The 15,732-nt window shown below is 68.7% G+C and carries 15 protein-coding genes and 1 pseudogene; 7 read left to right on the plus strand and 9 right to left on the minus strand.

All coding sequences use genetic code 11. The features are described 5' to 3' along the window. Nucleotides 1–12: 12 nt before the first annotated feature. The gene (locus LCF40_RS12250) at nt 13–564 is read right to left on the minus strand and encodes a peptidylprolyl isomerase (protein ID WP_114578328.1); all 552 of its coding nucleotides are present in this window, start codon (nt 562–564) and stop codon (nt 13–15) included. A 189-nt stretch (nt 565–753) separates the two neighbouring features. Between LCF40_RS12250 and LCF40_RS12255 the strand changes: the two genes are divergently transcribed. Together LCF40_RS12255 and LCF40_RS12260 are read left to right on the plus strand one after the other, a co-directional pair. Further along, nucleotides 754–2,154 (plus strand): NAD-dependent succinate-semialdehyde dehydrogenase, encoded by a 1,401-nt coding sequence (locus LCF40_RS12255; protein ID WP_342764187.1) that lies wholly within the window; start codon nt 754–756, stop codon nt 2,152–2,154. Then, nucleotides 2,154–3,731, plus strand: a complete 1,578-nt coding sequence (locus tag LCF40_RS12260; RefSeq protein ID WP_114578287.1) for an acetolactate synthase large subunit — start codon at nt 2,154–2,156, stop codon at nt 3,729–3,731. Before LCF40_RS12255 ends, LCF40_RS12260 begins: the two co-directional genes overlap by 1 nt. Before the next feature lie 7 nt (nt 3,732–3,738). On the opposite strand, the gene LCF40_RS12265 is transcribed toward LCF40_RS12260, so the two are convergent. Continuing rightward, nucleotides 3,739–4,803 (minus strand): anthranilate phosphoribosyltransferase, encoded by a 1,065-nt coding sequence (locus LCF40_RS12265; protein WP_224828652.1) that lies wholly within the window; start codon nt 4,801–4,803, stop codon nt 3,739–3,741. Between the two features lie 115 nt (nt 4,804–4,918). Then, entirely contained in the window at nt 4,919–5,356 is a 438-nt protein-coding gene (locus tag LCF40_RS12270) for an SHOCT domain-containing protein (RefSeq protein ID WP_224828653.1), read from the minus strand. Between the two features lie 119 nt (nt 5,357–5,475). Between LCF40_RS12270 and ahbB the strand changes: the two genes are divergently transcribed. Next, nucleotides 5,476–6,513, plus strand: a complete 1,038-nt coding sequence (gene ahbB / locus LCF40_RS12275; protein ID WP_114578290.1) for a siroheme decarboxylase subunit beta — start codon at nt 5,476–5,478, stop codon at nt 6,511–6,513. Here the strand turns inward: ahbB and LCF40_RS12280 are convergent, their stop codons facing one another. Both LCF40_RS12280 and LCF40_RS12285 read right to left on the minus strand, forming a co-directional pair. Continuing rightward, nucleotides 6,514–6,777: a DUF8006 family protein gene (locus LCF40_RS12280; protein WP_114578291.1), complete on the minus strand. Its 264-nt coding sequence runs from the start codon at nt 6,775–6,777 to the stop codon at nt 6,514–6,516. 85 nt (nt 6,778–6,862) lie between these two features. Continuing rightward, the gene (locus LCF40_RS12285) at nt 6,863–9,931 is read right to left on the minus strand and encodes an FAD-binding and (Fe-S)-binding domain-containing protein (protein WP_224828654.1); all 3,069 of its coding nucleotides are present in this window, start codon (nt 9,929–9,931) and stop codon (nt 6,863–6,865) included. 280 nt (nt 9,932–10,211) lie between these two features. On the opposite strand from LCF40_RS12285, the gene LCF40_RS12290 reads away from it, so the two are divergent. The 3 genes from LCF40_RS12290 (at nt 10,212) to LCF40_RS12300 (ending at nt 12,572) form a co-directional block, all read left to right on the plus strand. Beyond that, entirely contained in the window at nt 10,212–10,742 is a 531-nt protein-coding gene (locus LCF40_RS12290; RefSeq protein ID WP_224828655.1) for a DUF6789 family protein, read from the plus strand. A 45-nt stretch (nt 10,743–10,787) separates the two neighbouring features. Beyond that, nucleotides 10,788–11,846, plus strand: coding sequence for a CNNM domain-containing protein (locus tag LCF40_RS12295; RefSeq protein WP_114578293.1), 1,059 nt, complete (start codon nt 10,788–10,790; stop codon nt 11,844–11,846). A 135-nt stretch (nt 11,847–11,981) separates the two neighbouring features. Beyond that, nucleotides 11,982–12,572, plus strand: a complete 591-nt coding sequence (locus LCF40_RS12300; RefSeq protein WP_224828656.1) for a hypothetical protein — start codon at nt 11,982–11,984, stop codon at nt 12,570–12,572. Here the strand turns inward: LCF40_RS12300 and LCF40_RS12305 are convergent. From LCF40_RS12305 to LCF40_RS12315, 3 genes are read right to left on the minus strand one after another with little or no spacing between them, the layout of a single operon-like run. Continuing rightward, on the minus strand, nt 12,470–13,876 hold the full coding sequence (locus LCF40_RS12305) for a glycosyltransferase family 2 protein (RefSeq protein ID WP_114578295.1): 1,407 nt from the start codon (nt 13,874–13,876) through the stop codon (nt 12,470–12,472). The two genes, LCF40_RS12300 and LCF40_RS12305, sit on opposite strands and share 103 nt — an antisense overlap. Beyond that, nucleotides 13,867–14,955 (minus strand): HEAT repeat domain-containing protein, encoded by a 1,089-nt coding sequence (locus LCF40_RS12310; protein ID WP_224828657.1) that lies wholly within the window; start codon nt 14,953–14,955, stop codon nt 13,867–13,869. The genes LCF40_RS12305 and LCF40_RS12310 overlap by 10 nt, the downstream gene beginning before the upstream one ends. Beyond that, complete coding sequence (locus LCF40_RS12315; protein ID WP_114578297.1) at nt 14,952–15,323, minus strand: response regulator transcription factor; 372 nt, start codon at nt 15,321–15,323, stop codon at nt 14,952–14,954. The genes LCF40_RS12310 and LCF40_RS12315 overlap by 4 nt, the downstream gene beginning before the upstream one ends. An 82-nt stretch (nt 15,324–15,405) precedes the next feature. Between LCF40_RS12315 and LCF40_RS12320 the strand changes: the two genes are divergently transcribed. Beyond that, nucleotides 15,406–15,618, plus strand: a complete 213-nt coding sequence (locus LCF40_RS12320; protein ID WP_224828658.1) for a hypothetical protein — start codon at nt 15,406–15,408, stop codon at nt 15,616–15,618. 1 nt (nt 15,619) lies between these two features. Here the strand turns inward: LCF40_RS12320 and LCF40_RS12325 are convergent. Further along, nucleotides 15,620–15,732: pseudogene (locus LCF40_RS12325) on the minus strand (IS1595 family transposase); the annotation flags it as partial.

Consider the following 15,732-nt stretch of genomic DNA (forward strand, 5'->3'; position numbering starts at 1 on the left):
GGGTCTCCGGACTCAGTCCTCGTCGTGGATCGTCACCGACTCGATCTCGATCTCCTCGGTCGGCCGGTCCTCGGCGTCGGTCTCCGTCGAACCGATCTCGCGGACGACGTCCATCCCCTCGGTGACCTCGCCGAAGACGGCGTGGCGGCCGTCGAGGTGGGGCGTCTCGGCCAGGGTGATGAAGAACTGCGAGCCGTTGGTATCGGGTCCCGAGTTCGCCATCGAGAGCGTTCCCGGCGAGTCGTGGGTGAGCTCGTCGTGGAACTCGTCATCGAAGCTGTAGCCGGGACCGCCTCGGCCGGTCCCCGTCGGGTCGCCGCCCTGGATCATGAAGTCCTCGATGACCCGGTGGAACTCGACGCCGTTGTAGAGGCCGTCGCCGCGGATCTCGCCGCTTTCGGGGTCCTCCCAGGTGACGGTGTCGGGCGCGGGCTCTGCGTCGGCGGCCGGCTCGTGTTCGGCCAGCTTCCGGAAGTTCTCGACGGTGCGGGGCGCACGGTCCTCGAACAGTTCGACCTCGACGTCGCCGTGCGTGGTGTGGAGCGTGGCTGTCGGATTTGCCATGGGGAAGCCGACGACGTGCCGGGTGAAAACCGTGGTGGTCCCGGTCGGGGCCGAACGGGTACCGGCGATTCTGCCGACGGGGAGTACGGCCGCGAGCGAGGCCACCGTGTGGGGAGTCCGTCCCGGATCGAACGCGAGGGTCATCGCTCTCCGCTGCCGGCTGAAGAGTAATGGTCCCGGCGACCGTCAATCGGACGCATGGACGTGATCAACCCCGCGACCGGCGAGCGGGTCGACTCGTACGACGAACACACCCAGTCGGAGGTGGAGACGGCCCTCGAGGACGCGACTTCGGCGTTCGAGGAGTGGCGCCGACGCCCGCTTCGCGAACGCGAGGACCTCCTCGCGGCCGCCGGCGACGTCCTCCGGGAGAACAAAGGCGAGTACGCGGAGACGATGACCGAGGAGATGGGAAAGCCGATCGAGCAGGCCGTCTCGGAGGTCGAGAAGTGTGCGTGGGCCTGCGATCACTACGCCGAACACGCGAGTAGCTATCTCGAGGCGGATCACCACCCGAGTCCCCCGGGAACCACGGCCAAGACGGTGTACGAACCGCTCGGGCCGGTGCTCGCCGTGATGCCCTGGAACTTCCCGTTCTGGCAGGTGTTCCGGTTCGCCGCGCCGTATCTCACGGCGGGCAACGTCGGCTTCCTCAAACACGCCTCGAACGTCCCCGGCTGTGCGCTCGCCATCGAGGAGGTATTTCGCGAGGCGGGCTACCCGGAGGGTGTCTTCAGGTCCCTGCTGATCTCCTCCGACGAGATCGAGGACCTCCTCGGCGACGAGCGGGTGAGGGCGGCGACGCTCACCGGCAGTGGCGGGGCCGGTCGAGCGATCGCCTCCACGGCGGGCGAGAACCTCAAAAAGACGGTGCTCGAACTCGGCGGGAGCGATCCGTACGTCGTCCTCGATGACGCCGACCTCGAAGCCGCGGCGACGACCGGCGCGTGGGCGCGCAACCAGAACGGCGGCCAGTCGTGTATCGCCGCCAAGCGGTTCGTCGTCGTCGACGAGGTCTACGACGAGTTCGTCGACCGGTTCGTCGACGCCGTCGACTCGCTCGCGGTCGGCGATCCGATGGATGAAGAGACGGACATGGGGCCGCAGGCTCGCCAGGACCTCCTGGATGAGCTTCACGAACAGGTCGAGGCGAGCGTCGAGGCGGGAGCGACCGTCGAAACCGGCGGCGAGCCGCTCGATCGGGAGGGTGCCTATTACCCGCCGACGGTTCTCACGGACGTCCCGGAGGGGTCTCCGGCCGACACCGAGGAGCTGTTCGGCCCCGTGGCCGCGGTCTACCGCGTCGGCGGGGAGTCCGAAGCCATCGAGAAGGCCAACGACACCGAGTTCGGGCTCGGGGCGAGTCTCTGGACCACAGATCTCGACCGGGCGGAGCGCCTCGCCACGGAGGTCGAGGCGGGCTGTGTCTACGTCAACGAACTCGTGAAATCGGATCCCAGAGTTCCGTTCGGGGGGATCAAAGAGTCCGGGTACGGTCGCGAGCTCTCGGCGGACGGAATCAAGGAGTTCACCAACCGAAAGACGGTCTGGCTCACGGACGAGCCCGACACCGACGTGCCGGTGGAGTGATGAAGGCATCCGACCTCCTCGTCGAGTGTCTCGAAACCGAGGGCGTCGAGTACGTCTTCGGACTCCCGGGCGAGGAACTCGAGGATCTCCTCTTTTCGTTACAGGCGTCCGATATCGAGTTCATCCCCGTCCGTCACGAACAGGGCGCGGCGTTCATGGCCGACGTCCACGGCCGACTGACCGGCGAGGCCGGCGTCTGTCTCTCGACGCTGGGACCGGGGGCGACGAACCTCCTCACCGGCGTGGCCGACGCACATCTCGACAAGTCGCCGCTGGTTGCGATCACGGGTCAGGGCGGGCTCGAGCGCCTGCACAAGGAGAGCCACCAGGCGCTCGATATCGTCGACACGTTCGAGTCGGTGGTGAAGTGGAACACACAGATCACGGACCCCGAGATCATCGCCGAATCCGTCCGCAAGGCGTTCAAGCTGGCCGAGTACGAGAAACCCGGCGCGACCCACATCGAGTTCCCCGAGGACGTCGCTGCCGAGGAACTCGACGCGGACCCGCTTCCCCCACGCGAGCACGTCCAGCGACCGGATCCGGGGACGCGATCGCTCGATCGAGCAGCAGACCTCATCGAGGCGGCCGATACGCCGGTGGTTCTGGCGGGAAACGGCGCGGTCCGAACGCCCGCGGCGACGGGGCTCCAGGAGTTAGTCGAACACGCCGGGATGGCCGTCGTCGCGACGTACATGGGGAAGGGAGCGATCTCGGACCGGAACGACAGCTCGCTGATGACGCTCGACTCCGGGCCGAACGGCGAGGCGTCGGCGGCGATCGAGCGGGCCGATTGCGTGCTCGCGGTGGGGTACGACATCGCCGAACACGACCCCGAATCGTGGAACCCCGATCTGGACAAGACGATCGTTCACGTCGATCACGAGCCCGCAGAGGTCTACCGCCACTACAACCCCGACGTCGAACTGGTCGCCGACATCTCGGCCGTCCTCGACGGCCTGCGAACGCGCATCGACGCGACCTGGGGGACCGACTGGTGTCGTGGCCCCCGAGAACGGATCGTCGAGGACGTCCGCCGGACGCCCGATTCGGGGGATCCCTTCTCGGTCGAGCGGACGCTCCCGTATCTCCGGGACGCGATGGCCGACGAGGACGTGTTGCTCTCCGACGTCGGGAGCCACAAGATGGCCATCGCGAGATCGTTCCCGACGTACGAGCCGAACACGTGTATCGTTTCGAACGGCCTCGCGAGCATGGGCATCGCGGTCCCCGGCGGGATCGCCGCCGATCTCGCCACCGACGACAACGTCGTGGTCGCGACCGGTGACGGCGGCTTCCTGATGAACGGGGCCGAGCTGGAAACGGCGACGCGGCTCGGTCTCGGCTACACCGTCATCGTGTTCAACGACGACGACTACGGCCTCATCTCGGAGAAACAGATCGAACACACCGGCAGCCACTTCGGGACCGAACTGACCAACCCCGACTTCGTGGGGTTCGCCGAGAGCTTCGGCATCGAGGGCCACCGCCCGGAGACGTGGGCGGACGTCGAGACCACTCTCGAGGAGGTGATTCCGTCCGACCGGATGGCGCTCGTCGAGATCCCGATCCAGTAGCCGGGTATCAGAACGCCCGGAGCTCCTCCAAGGCCGCCTCGGCGCTCCCGTCGGCGATGACGTCGCGAGCGGTCTCGAGGCCCTCCTCGAGCGAGTCCACGTCGCGGCGGGCGTAGATCCTGAACGCGGCGTTGAGCGCGATCGCGTCGGCGAACTCGTCGTGGCGCTCGCCCGCGAGAACCGCCTCGGTGATCGCTGCCGAGTCGGCCGTGATGTCGGGGACGGCGAGATCGTCGCCCTCGAAGTCCATCCCGTACTCGCCCGTCTCGATCTCGTAGTCCTCGAATCGCTCAGGAGACCACTCGGCGACCTTCGTGTAGCCGGGTCGGATGTCGTCGTAGCCCTCCATTCCCTGGAACATGATGACCCGAGAGAAGGAGGCGTGGTCGCTCTCGGCGACGAGGTCGGTGGTCTTCTTCGCGAACGCGAGGTGATAAAAGGAGCCGAGGTGGACGTCGGCGTCGGCGGGGTTCGCGAGCGTCTCGATCGTGTTGACGAACGTGCGCACGCCCATCATCTCCCGCCGGTCGTGGAGGGCGTCGATGCCGGGATTGAACGCGGGCTGGTAGTAGAAGCCAAAGCCGGTCTCGTCGACCATCTCCGCGCTCTCTGCGGGCTCTATGTCGGTCCGGACGCCGAGCTCGTCGAGCACGTGTTTGTACGCGGTCGCCTTCTGGGTCGGCACGCGGTCCCCGGAGTGGGTCACGACCGGGGTGCCCGCTGCGGCGGCGACGACGCCGGCACCGACGCCCAGCAGCGCCGAGGTGTGTTTCCCGTCGTAGTTCGCCCCGCAGTCGACGGGATCGCAGTCGGGGGCGGTACTCGAAACGCTCTCCTCGTGCATGACGTCGGCGTAGGCCGCGAGTTCCTCGGGCGTGTTGCGCTTCCAGCGGTTCGCGAGCCAGAACGCCCCCAGCGTCGTGTGGTCGGGTTCGTCCGCGAGGATCCGCCGGAGGGCCTCACGAGCCTGCTCGCGGCTCATGTCCTCGGCGGACTTGTGTCCCGAGCCGACGACCTCCGTCATCAGCCGCGTGAGCGGCCACTCGCCGAACTCCTGGGTCGCGTGTGCCATGGTCCGGGTTGGGCCGGCGGCCGCAAAAGCGTCCCGCTTCCGTTCGAATTCCGGACGAACGGGCAGTTTCCGCCGCCGTCCGAACCGGCAGAGTCCCCGCGTTCGACGGCGAGGACTATCGCTCGCGCTCGGGCTCGCGAGACCCCGGCTCGGTCGATCGGTCCCCGATCGAGTCCGTTCGCGAAGAGCCGTCCGCAAAGAGGTCCTCGGGGAGATCCTCGACGGCGACGAGGCGCTCGAGGCGGGCCTCGAACTCCGCGTCGTCGATCTCGCCGGCGGCGTACCGGCGTTTGAGTTCGTCGATGGCGTCGTCCTCGCGCTCGCTCGTGGCCGACATCGACGGCTCCTCGTCCTCGAAGAGGATCTCCGCGATCTCCTCGCCCCAGAACAGGAAGATCGGCGCGAGGACGAACCAGCCTACGATCGAGAGCGCCCCCGCGAGCCCGCCGAGTCCGGCCATCCCGGCGAGGCTGATGAGGCCGAACGTGACGATCCCGATCAGCAGCCAGAGGTCGTCGGCGACGAACTCCCGGAGCCGCTCTCGGTCCCCCATACCTCCCTCTCGGCGGCACGGCCACTATAAACTATCCTCGCGCCGGGGGGCGGCCTGGCGGGCGGTCGCCCCCGACGAAAGCCGAAAGCGATACCTGCCGTGTGTCCCTAGATCGGCCAATGAACGAGCTGTCGCGCGACTGGCGCGACGAGATAGACGACGTCGATGCCGCCCTGATCGACGGCTACCAGAGCGGCTTCCCCATCCAGGAGCGGCCGTTCCGGGCCGTCGGGCGCGACCTCGGGATCGAGGAGGACGAGGCCGTCGAGCGCGTCCGCCGCCTCCGGGAGGCGGGGGTCCTCCGCCGGTTCGGGCCCGTGCTCAACCCGCCAGCCATCGGCTCCTCGACGCTCGCCGCCCTCCGGGTCCCCGAAGAGCGCTTCGAGAGGGTCGCGGAGGTCGTCAACGGCTACCGCCAGGTCAACCACAACTACCGCCGGGACCACGCCTGGAACATGTGGTTCGTCGTCACCGCGGGCTCGCTCGCCGAACGCGAGCGGATCGTCGGCGGGATCGAGGATCGCACCGGCCTCGAGGCCCTCGACCTCCCGATGCACACGGAGTTCTACATCGACCTCGAGTTCCCCGTCGTCAACGGCGATCGCTTCGCCCGCGAGAGCGTCGAAACGACGGACGCCGCCGCGACGCAGGTCGGGGAGGAGGCCGCGGGCGACCTCTCGGCGTTCGAGGCCGGACTCCTCCTTGCGATCCAGGAGGGTCTCGAGCTCTCGGCGACCCCCTACCGGACGCTCGCGGCTGAACTCGGCGTCCCCGTTGGCGACGTTACGGCGGCCATCGAAGGGCTACTCGCGCGGGGCTGTATCAAGCGCGTCGGCTGCGTCGTCAACCACGTCGTCACGGGCTTTACCGCCAACTGCATGGTCGTCTGGGACGTCCCGGACGACCGTCTGGAGGAGTGGGGCGAGCGCGCCGGCGGGCTTCCCTACGTCACCCTCTGTTATCACCGCCCCCGCCGGCCCGACCAGGGATGGCCGTACAACCTCTTTACGATGATCCACGGCCGCGACCGGGAGGCGGTCGGGGAGAAGATCGACGAACTCGCCGCGGACTACCTGCCGGTCGCCCACGATCGGCTCCACTCGACGGAGACGCTGAAACAGACCGGAGCGCGCTACGAGGAACTCGTCGGCGACTGATCAGCTCTCGGCGACGGCGTACATCATCGGCCCGACGACGACGAGGCCGACGCCCGCGATCCGGAACAGCATCGACCCGCCGGCCAGGGAGGTCGGCAACAACAGGAAGACCGCGCCGAAGGTGATGAGGACGAGCCCGACGACCTTCATCGACTTCAGCGGCAAGACGCCCAGGATCGACAACAGGAACACGCCCAGGATGATCTGTCCCACGTTGAACTGGCGCAGGACGTTGTCGATCGCCTGGAGGGGTAGCTCGAGCATTCCTGTTCGTATCTCCCTCCGATCCGGCCTTTAACCTTGCGATAGGCCCGTTACGGCGTTACGCGTCGGCCCGGGTGAGGGCGTCTCACTCCGCCGAAAGCGCCGCCGCGACGAGTTCGATCGGCGTCGGCGGTTTCGCCTCCGCTCCGGGACGGTCGCCGAGTTGGGTCCGACAGGACGCGCCGGGAGCGACGACCCGCTCGCCGGGACTGGCCTCGACCTGGTCGTAGAGCACCGACCCGATTGCCTCGCTCATCGAGGCGTGTTCGGCCTCGTAGCCAAAGGAGCCCGCCATCCCACAACACCCCGAGTCCAGCGGGTCGACCGCGTAGCCGGCCCGCCGGAGGACGCCGACGGCGTGGTGGTCCCGCGCCGCGGCCTTCTGGTGGCAGTGGCCGTGGTAGGCCAGAGCCGTCTCGGGTGCCTCGAACTCGAGTCGGCCGTCGAGGTCAAACCGATCGACGTACTCACAGATTCCATAACTGTTGGCGGCGAGTTCCCGAACGGCCTCCCCGGAGAGGAGGTCGAGGTAGTCCGACTGGAGCATGACCGCGTCGGAGGGCTCGACGACGACGACGTCGTAGCCCGCCTCGACCGCCGGCGAGAGCGCATCGACGTTCTCCTCGGCGGTCTCTCGAGCGCGGTCGAGAAAGCCCTTCGAGAACGCGGGCCGACCGGTGTCGGAGACGTCGGGAACCGCGACGTGGACGCCCGCGGCCTCCAGGACGCGGACCGCGGCCCGGCCCGCCGCCGGATTGGAGTAGTTGGTGTAGGTATCGGGGTAGAGCACGACCCGTCGGTCGGCCTCGTGGGGGTCGACGGCGCTTCCCCCGCGCTCGTCGAACCAGTCCTCGAAGGTCTCCCGGTGGAACGTCGGTAGCGATCGGTCCGTGGCGATCCCGACGGTCGCCTCCATGAGTTTGCGGGCGCCCGGAACCTTCGGCGCGAGGTTCGACAGCGGCGCCAGGGCGCTTCCCCACTTCGACAGTTCCTCGACGCGGGCGAACAGCTCGTCGCGGAACGTGGCGCCGTTTCGCTGGTGGTACTCGTGGGTCACCTCGGCTTTGAGCTTCGCCATATCGACCTCGCTCGGGCAGTCGATCGCACACCCCTTGCAGCCGATACAGAGATCCATCACCTCCTCGACGAACTCGTCGGAGAACGCTTCCCCGGGCTCGAGGTCGCCGTCCATCGCCGACCGGAGCGCGTTCGCCCGGCCGCGGGTGCTCGTGATCTCCTCGCGGCTCGCCCGGAACGTCGGACACATCACCCCGCCGGTGGTCTCCTGGTCGCCCCGACAGCCCCCACAGCCGTGACAGAGCTCGACCATCCCCTGCATCCCGTTGTCGTTGTCCCACTCGAGTGCGGGCTCGAAGCCCGACTCGAACTCGTAGTCGGGGGAAAACCGGAGGTGTTCTCGAAGATCGGTGGGGTCGCCCTCGCGGTAGACGACCTGGCCCGGGTTCAGGAGCCAGTCTGGGTCGAAGGCGGTCTTCAGCCCCCGAAACGCCTCCCAGACCCCCTCGCCGTACAGCTTCCGGTTCCACTGGGTTCGGGCGCGGCCGTCGCCGTGTTCGCCCGACACCGACCCCCCCAACTCGACCACGAGGTCGGTCACCTCGTCGGCGATGCCGTGGAGCTGGTCGAGCCCGAACTCCGTTTTCGTGTTAATCAGGGGGCGGACGTGGAGCACGCCGGGACCGGCGTGGGCGTAGAAGCTCGCGTAGGTGTCGTAGCTCTCCAGGATCTCCTCGAACCCCTCGACGAACTCGGGGAGGGATTCGGGCGGAACGGCGGTGTCCTCGATGAAGGAGACGTGTTTCTCGTCGGTCGTCCGCGAAAGCAAGATCGGAAGCCCCGATTTCCGGAGCTTCCAGAACGTCGCGCGCTCCTCGGCGTCGTAGGCCTCGAGGGCATCGACGGCGATCGGGTCCCCGCCGTCGGGGATCTCCTCGGCGGGTTCTCCCTCGGGATCGGCATCGGGAACACGGTCGGCGAGCAGGTCGGCGACCCGATCGCGACCCTCCTCGGGGCCGGAGGCGTAGAACTCCACGAGCAAGACGGCGTTCGTGCCGTCGGGGAGGATCCCGGTGACGGGGCCGAACTCGGCGGTCCCGCGCGCGAGGTCGATCAGGACGTCGTCGAGAACCTCGACGGCCGCGGGATCGTGTGCGAGGACGTTCTCGACGTCGGCCATCGCCTCGTGGAGCCCGCCATAACAGAGGAGGGCGACGGACTTCGTCGCGGGCACCGGCTCGAGGGAGACGGTCGCCTCGGTGACGGTCGCCAGCGTTCCCTCGCTGCCCGCGAGCAGGCGCGCGAGGTTGACCGTGCCGGCTTCGCCGGTCTCCTCGTCGCCCGGCAGGGGCTCTCCCCGCGCCTCGCAGACGAGCCGATCCAGGTTGTACCCCGAGACGTTTCGCTTGAGGTCGGGGTACGCTTCGCCGATCGCATCGGCGTCCTCCTCGAGAATCCGTTCTATCTCGGCGTAGATCCGGGCCTCGAGGTCGCCGTCGGGGTCCGCTCGCTTCGCGATCTCCGAGAGCGTGACCTCGCCGAACTCCGTGCGGGTGCCGTCGGCGAGGACGACCTCACAGGAGTCGATATAGGCGTCAGTTTTGCCGTACTGCAGGGAGTGTGAGCCCGTCGAGTTGTTGCCGATCGCGCCGCCGATGGCGCTCTTGTCGCCCCAGGCGGGATCGGGTGCGAACTTCAGGTCGTGGGTCGCCAGGCGCTCGTTCAGGCTCCCGAGGATCGCCCCGGGCTGGACGGTCGCCTCCCGGTCGTCGGGCGCGACGGCGACGACGTCGTTCATGTACCGGGTGAAATCGAGGACGACCGCGCGGTTTACGGTCTGGCCCGCGAGGCTCGTCCCGCCACCCCGTGGGAGCACCGGGATCTCCCGGTAGGCACAGTACTCCACAACCGCGGCGACGTCGTCAGTCGAGCGGGGGAAGACGACCCCGATCGGGGTCAGCTCGTAGGCGCTGGCGTCGGTCGCGTACAGCTCCCGCGAATAGGAATCGAAGCGGACGTCGCCCTCAACGCGGTCCTCGAGATCGGCGACCAGGGCCGGCCGGTCGACGTCGTCGCTCGCGTAGTCGTAGTTCGCCCGGCGGTCGTCGGCCGGGTCCTCCCGGGGCTCCGTTGCCATGGCTCGCCCTAGCGGAACGACGACATAAAGGGTCCCGGCTCGCGGCCGAAGCGTCGGCGGGGAGAATCGGAGTGGCCCCGTTTTCCCACGTGCGCCCCCGGGGCCGCCGTCCGCGGGTGGACGGCACGCGTAGTTGGCTCCGACCCCGGACGAGTCCACCCCCTACGTGAGTAGGTGTTCCGGCCGGCCGTCGTTCGTCGGCCAGGGACCCGGCGGGAGCCGGCCGAAACCTGGCCCTGCCGGACCGGGGCTTAACTTCCCGCTTCCCGTCGGCCCGAACGTGACCGACCGATCGATCTCCGACCGTCCGGCCGCACGCTCGCGGCTCGAGCACGCGGCGTACGCAAGCGCCCGTGGGCTCCAGGCGGGCCTGGTCGCGACGCTGATCATGACCGCCTTCCGGCTCCCGATCCTCCGGTCGCTGCCGCCCTCGGCGAACTTCTGGGCGCAGTACGTAAGCGGCGGCGAGCCCGAGGACCACCCGGCGATGGGCCTCCTCTTGCACCTCGCCTACGGCGTCGGCGGCGGCGCCCTCTTCGGCGGGCTGTTCGCTCTGCTCGAGTCCGAACGCTCGATCGAGCCCGAACAGCGCGGGCTCGTCTGGGGCGCCGTCTACGGAATGGCCATGTCGGCCTTCGGCTCGCAGGTCATGCTCGACGAACTACTCGACATCAGACTCGAGGCGGACGAACTCGCGCTCTTTCACGCCGCCCACCTCGTCTACGGGATCTCGCTCGGCGCCTGGGTCGGCTCGCGAGCCGAGGGGGTCGAGGACCCCGAGGCCGAATACGAGTACGACGACGGCAACTGATCGGATTCCGTACTCATTTATGGCGCGGGTCGGTACGGGCCGGTGATGGAACCCCTCGAGATCGGTGCGCGGCTGTTTGCCGGGGTCGCGCTCATTCTGATCAACGCCTACTTCGTCGCGATCGAGTTCGGCCTCACCCGGGCGCGACAGTATCCCGAGTCCGAGTTCGATACCCCCGGACTCCGGCGGGCCTGGGAGATGACCGACAACCTCGAGATCTATCTGACGACCTGTCAGATCTGGATCTCGGGGACCAGCATCGCCCTCGGGATCGTCGCCGAACCGGGGCTGGCCGCGATCTTCGAGCCGTTCTTCCAGAACACCTGGCTGGCCTCGATCGGTGCCGGCTCCCTCCTCGCTTTCTTCCTCATCAACATGGTCCACCTCACCCACGGCGAGCAGACGCCGACCTACCTCGGCGTCGAGCGCTCGAAGCAGGTCTGTGAGTACGGCTCGGGCCCGCTGTACTGGTTCGCGTGGCTGATCTCGCCGCTGATCAAGTTCGGCGACTGGGTCGCAAAGGGGACCCTCCGGCTGTTCGGAATCGAGATGACCGGCTCCTGGACCGAGACCGAGACGGAGGTCATCGAGTCCCGGGCGGACCTGCGAAACAGTCTCGGGACGGTGCTAGAGGAGAGCGACCTGAGCGAGGAACGCCGTGGCGAGGTGATGAACGCCCTCTACGTCGGCGAACAGCCCGTCAGTGACGTGATGGTGCCCGCCGAGGAGATCGTCACCCTCTCGACGGCCGACTCCGTCGAGGAGAACGTCCGACGGATGGCCGAGAGCCCCCGGACCCGGTACCCCCTCGTCGGCGAGAAACTGACCGACTTCGAGGGCGTCATCTACTCGCCGCTGTTCGCCAAACACCGCGAGGAACTCGCGTCCGGCGAGATCGGGTTCGCCGAGATCGCGACGCCGCCGATGACGCTGTCGCCCGACGCCGACGTCAGCGACGCGATCGATCAGTTCCAGGCCGAAAACCAGGAGCTCGCGCTCGTGATCGAGGACGGCGAGGTCGTCGGGCTGGTGACCGTCACCGATCTCCTGGAGGAGGTCGTCGGCGAGATCGAAGACCCCATCGACCGCGAACAACTGGACTAAGTCTCTCTTCCCGGCGGCAGGTCTCGACTCTCGACGGCCGTCCTCGAGAGGGCGGTCCACGACACTCCCTCGTCCATCTCCTCGGAGCTCCCGTCGATCCCGGAGTTTTTACGCGATGACGGGGCCAGGCGGGCCATGTCCGACCGCGCCTACGGACGGCGGACGGTGCTGGAGGTGCTGGGAACGCTCGCGGCGATCGCCCTCGCCTCGCTGTTCGGAACGGCAACCAGTGTCCGCGACGGGAGCGGGCCGCCCGGCCCGGAACCGCCCGGCCGCGAGGGTGGAGGGCACCCACCCAGGGAGGCCACGGGTCCGCCGTTTGCGACCTCGTCCGACGCCGCGATCGCGATCGTTGACCGGATCGTCGACGGACGGTTCGTCGTGATCCTCGTCGAGAGCGAAGACCGGGCCGTCCTCGAGACCGACGACCCGATCCTCCCCGGCGCAAGCGAGTGCGACGCCCTCCTCTCGTGGTTCGACGACGAGGGCGACCTCGTGGCGGTCGAGCGCCTCCCCGGAGAAAGCCGACGCCGCCGCCGAAACCGGAATCGGTTCGACGAACTCTCGGAACGCCCGAACGGTTCAGCGGGGGCATCGACACGTAAGCGTCCCGGCGGGAGCACCTACTGGTCGAAGCCGACCCGGATCATCTCCCCCCACCCGCCCTCCCCGCGGAGGTACCGGACGACCGCGACCCAGGCGATCCAGGACTTCCACTGTCGGTAGGGGACGTGCTCTACGAGGCCGTAGCCGAGCAGCCTGGCGATGTCCCGCGGGTTCCGGTAGCGCCGGAAGCTGACGACTTCGTTCAGCACCGAGAGCCACGACAGGAGGGTGCCTATGCCGACGGCGATCCCCAGGAAGAGCAGGAAGAAGGGGGCGTTCAGGATCCCGAGCAGGAAGGCGATCGGGACGAGGAGGTAGCCGACGCCCTCGATCAGCGGGCCGATCGTCTCGACGAGGAGGAAAAAGGGGAGCGCAACGAGCCCGATGACGCCGTAGTTCGGATTGCCGATCATCCGGCGATGGATCCACAGCGTCTCGACCATTCCCCGGAACCAGCGGCCCCGTTGGCGGGCCAGTACCGCCCGCGAGGCGGGCACCTCCGTCCAGACGACGGGGTAGGGGACGAACTCGATCCGGTAGTCCTCGCCCGCGAACTCGCGGTGGAGCCGGACGATCAGCTCCATGTCCTCGGTGATGGTGTCCGTCGAGTACCCGCCCACCTCCCGGACGGCACTGGTCCGGAAGAGGCCGAACGCCCCCGAGATGATCAGGAGGCCACCGATCCCGCTCAAGCCGATCCGTCCCGAGAGAAACGCCCGGAGGTACTCGACGACCTGGAGGTTCGCCAGACGATTCCTCGAGAGTCCGACCTCCCGGACGACCCCGCGGCCGATCGAACAGCCGTTGGCGACCCGGACCGCGCCGCCGGTGGCGATCGTCCGGTCGGGATCCCGGAGGAACGGTTCGGCGACCTCCAGAAGCGCCCCCCGCTCGATGACGGTGTCGGCGTCGACGGCACAGAACAGGGGCTGGTCGGTGAAGAAGACGCCCGCGTTGAGGGCGTCCGCCTTTCCGCCGTTTTCCTTGTCGATGACGACGAGGTCGATCCGCGGGGACTGGTAGACTCCCCGGACCTCCTCGCAGGGGAGGTCGACGGGGACCGGCGCCTCGATCGGCTCGAGGTCGAAGGACTCGACGAGTACGTCGAGCGTGGCGTCGGTCGAACCGTCGTTGACGACGACGAGGTCGTAGTTTCCGTACTCTAAGTTGCGAAGCGACCGGACGGTCTCGACGATCGTCACCTCCTCGTTGTAGGCGGGGACGACGACGCTGATCCCCGGCAGGAACGGCGAGTTGTGTGGTTCGTAGGCCGGTTCGATCAGCCAGTCGCGGACGTTGCCCGCCAGAACCGCGATCGAGACGAGGTGGATCAGCAGGTAGCTGCCGTTGACGAGCGCGAAGTAGAGCACGAAAAACCAACTGGCGAGCCAGAGCGCCGTCGAGACGCCGGCGGCTACGTCCATCCGGTCGCAACCCTCCTCGGCGTCCGTCGTTCGGCCCCGGCCCACGCGACGGTCCGCGCGACCGCCTCGTCCGGTTGGCCCGTCCCGTCGGTCACGCTCTCGAGCCCGCCGACCCGCCGGAGGGTCCGGGCGGCCGCCAGCCGGGCGCGGTCGTCGGGATCGTTGTAGACGCCGTACCGGAGCCAGTCGACCGATTCACCGTCGCCCCACTTGCCGAACAGCTCGTAGGCCGCCGTCCGGACCGCCGGCTCCGGGTCCGCGAGCGCCCGCTCGGCGTCGACGCGCTCGCGGAGCTCCCGGCGCCAGCCCTGGCGGGCGAACGCCGACAGCGCCGTTGCCCGCACCTGTGGCGAGTCGTGGTCGAGGAGCGCGGGGAGCCACGCGAACCGGTCGGTCCGCTCGGTCGCCTGGCAGTGAGCGAGAACGGTCAGGGTCTGGACCACCAGCCCCTCCGACCACCAGGTCGCCTCCGCGTCGGCGTGAGCCAGCAGCGGGGTCGCGTCCCGGCGATTGAGCCGGTAGAGCGTGTCGAGTCCGAACACCGACAGCCGCTCCTCGCCCGACCACAACAGGAGCGAGGTCCCGTCGCGGGCGGCGTCGGGTCCGCCGGCGACGGAGAGCAGGCGGGCGGCTCCCGCACGGGTCGCGGGGTGGTCCGTACAGCGCTCCCGGAGGCGCTCGGTCGGAACGTCGCGCTCGAGGAGGGTCAGCCAGATCAGTCCCCGGAGCCGGCTGGTCACCGTCCGGCTGGCGAGCAGGTCGACCGCGCGGTCGCCGACCCCGAGGGCCTCGGCGAGGTCGACGAGCCGGTCGCGCTCGCGCCCGCGGAGCTGGCGGAGGTAGCGGGCGAGAAGCCGCCGGAGGACGAACCGTTCGGTGAGCGACAGCTCCCCGACCCACCCCGACCAGTTCGGGTCCGGCCGGTCGAGCCGGGCGAACAACTCCTCGACCAGGCGAGGACGGGCCCGCTCGCGCCGGCGGTCGAACCGGGCCAGGAGGATCGAGACCACGAGCGCGAGCGCGCCGACGACGGCGGTCGCGGCGACGATGGCTACGAAGGCGCTCCCGAGAGCGTTCATCGGACCAGCCGCCCCAGCCGCGCGGAGACCTCCGAGGGACTGAACGGCTTGGTGACGTAGTCGTCGGCGCCGAGTTCGAACCCCCGAACGACGTCGCGTTCCAACCCGCGGCCGGTGACCATGACCACCGGAAGCTCCTCGAGGTCGTCGTGGTCGCGCAGCCGGCTCAGGATTCCGAAGCCGTCGAGCCCCGGCAGCATCAGGTCCAGGACGAGCCCGTCGGGAAGCTCGTCGGCCCCCTCGAGGCGCTCCCAGCAGTCCTCGCCGTCGTCGATCGCCACGACGTCGTAGCCGTCGGTCTCGAGGCGGTAGGCGAGCAACTCCCGGACGTGCTCGTCGTCCTCACAGACCAGAACCCGTTCAGCCATCCGTCGCTCCCCTCCGCGAGAGGTCGGACACCACCTCGCCCGCGAGTTCGACCGTCGAGAGCGGCCGGTGGGCGAACTGATCGTGGCCCGTGATCGCCGTCCACTCGCCGCCGGTCGGCGGCGGGCCGACGGCCACCAGCGGGAGGTGGGCCGGCTCCGCCGGGTCCCGCAGCGCCGCGACGAGTTCCGCGTCGACCCCTTCCGTCCCGGTATCGAGGACCGCGACGTCGGCACCGTTGGCCGCGATCGTCTCGAGGACGCCGGCGGCGCCACTGCGAGGATCGCTCTTGTGTAGATTAGCGGAACACGGTGACAGCGATACAGTCGACCAGGCTGTGGATCGGGGCTCCGACGAGGTTCAGAGAGCGCAGAAGCCCGAAGGTGCGAGCGGCCTGCTCCAAGCCCTGCT

The organism is Saliphagus infecundisoli (genome assembly GCF_020177375.1).
Lineage (GTDB): Archaea > Halobacteriota > Halobacteria > Halobacteriales > Natrialbaceae > Saliphagus > Saliphagus infecundisoli.

Coding starts and splice junctions, on each gene's coding strand:
- LCF40_RS12250 (WP_114578328.1), bottom strand. CDS start 564: ATGGCAAATCCGACAGCCACGCTCCACACCACGCACGGCGACGTCGAG.
- LCF40_RS12260 (WP_114578287.1), top strand. CDS start 2,154: ATGAAGGCATCCGACCTCCTCGTCGAGTGTCTCGAAACCGAGGGCGTC.
- LCF40_RS12265 (WP_224828652.1), bottom strand. CDS start 4,803: ATGGCACACGCGACCCAGGAGTTCGGCGAGTGGCCGCTCACGCGGCTG.
- LCF40_RS12270 (WP_224828653.1), bottom strand. CDS start 5,356: ATGGGGGACCGAGAGCGGCTCCGGGAGTTCGTCGCCGACGACCTCTGG.
- ahbB (WP_114578290.1), top strand. CDS start 5,476: ATGAACGAGCTGTCGCGCGACTGGCGCGACGAGATAGACGACGTCGAT.
- LCF40_RS12280 (WP_114578291.1), bottom strand. CDS start 6,777: ATGCTCGAGCTACCCCTCCAGGCGATCGACAACGTCCTGCGCCAGTTC.
- LCF40_RS12285 (WP_224828654.1), bottom strand. CDS start 9,931: ATGGCAACGGAGCCCCGGGAGGACCCGGCCGACGACCGCCGGGCGAAC.
- LCF40_RS12295 (WP_114578293.1), top strand. CDS start 10,788: ATGGAACCCCTCGAGATCGGTGCGCGGCTGTTTGCCGGGGTCGCGCTC.
- LCF40_RS12300 (WP_224828656.1), top strand. CDS start 11,982: ATGTCCGACCGCGCCTACGGACGGCGGACGGTGCTGGAGGTGCTGGGA.
- LCF40_RS12305 (WP_114578295.1), bottom strand. CDS start 13,876: ATGGACGTAGCCGCCGGCGTCTCGACGGCGCTCTGGCTCGCCAGTTGG.
- LCF40_RS12310 (WP_224828657.1), bottom strand. CDS start 14,955: ATGAACGCTCTCGGGAGCGCCTTCGTAGCCATCGTCGCCGCGACCGCC.
- LCF40_RS12315 (WP_114578297.1), bottom strand. CDS start 15,323: ATGGCTGAACGGGTTCTGGTCTGTGAGGACGACGAGCACGTCCGGGAG.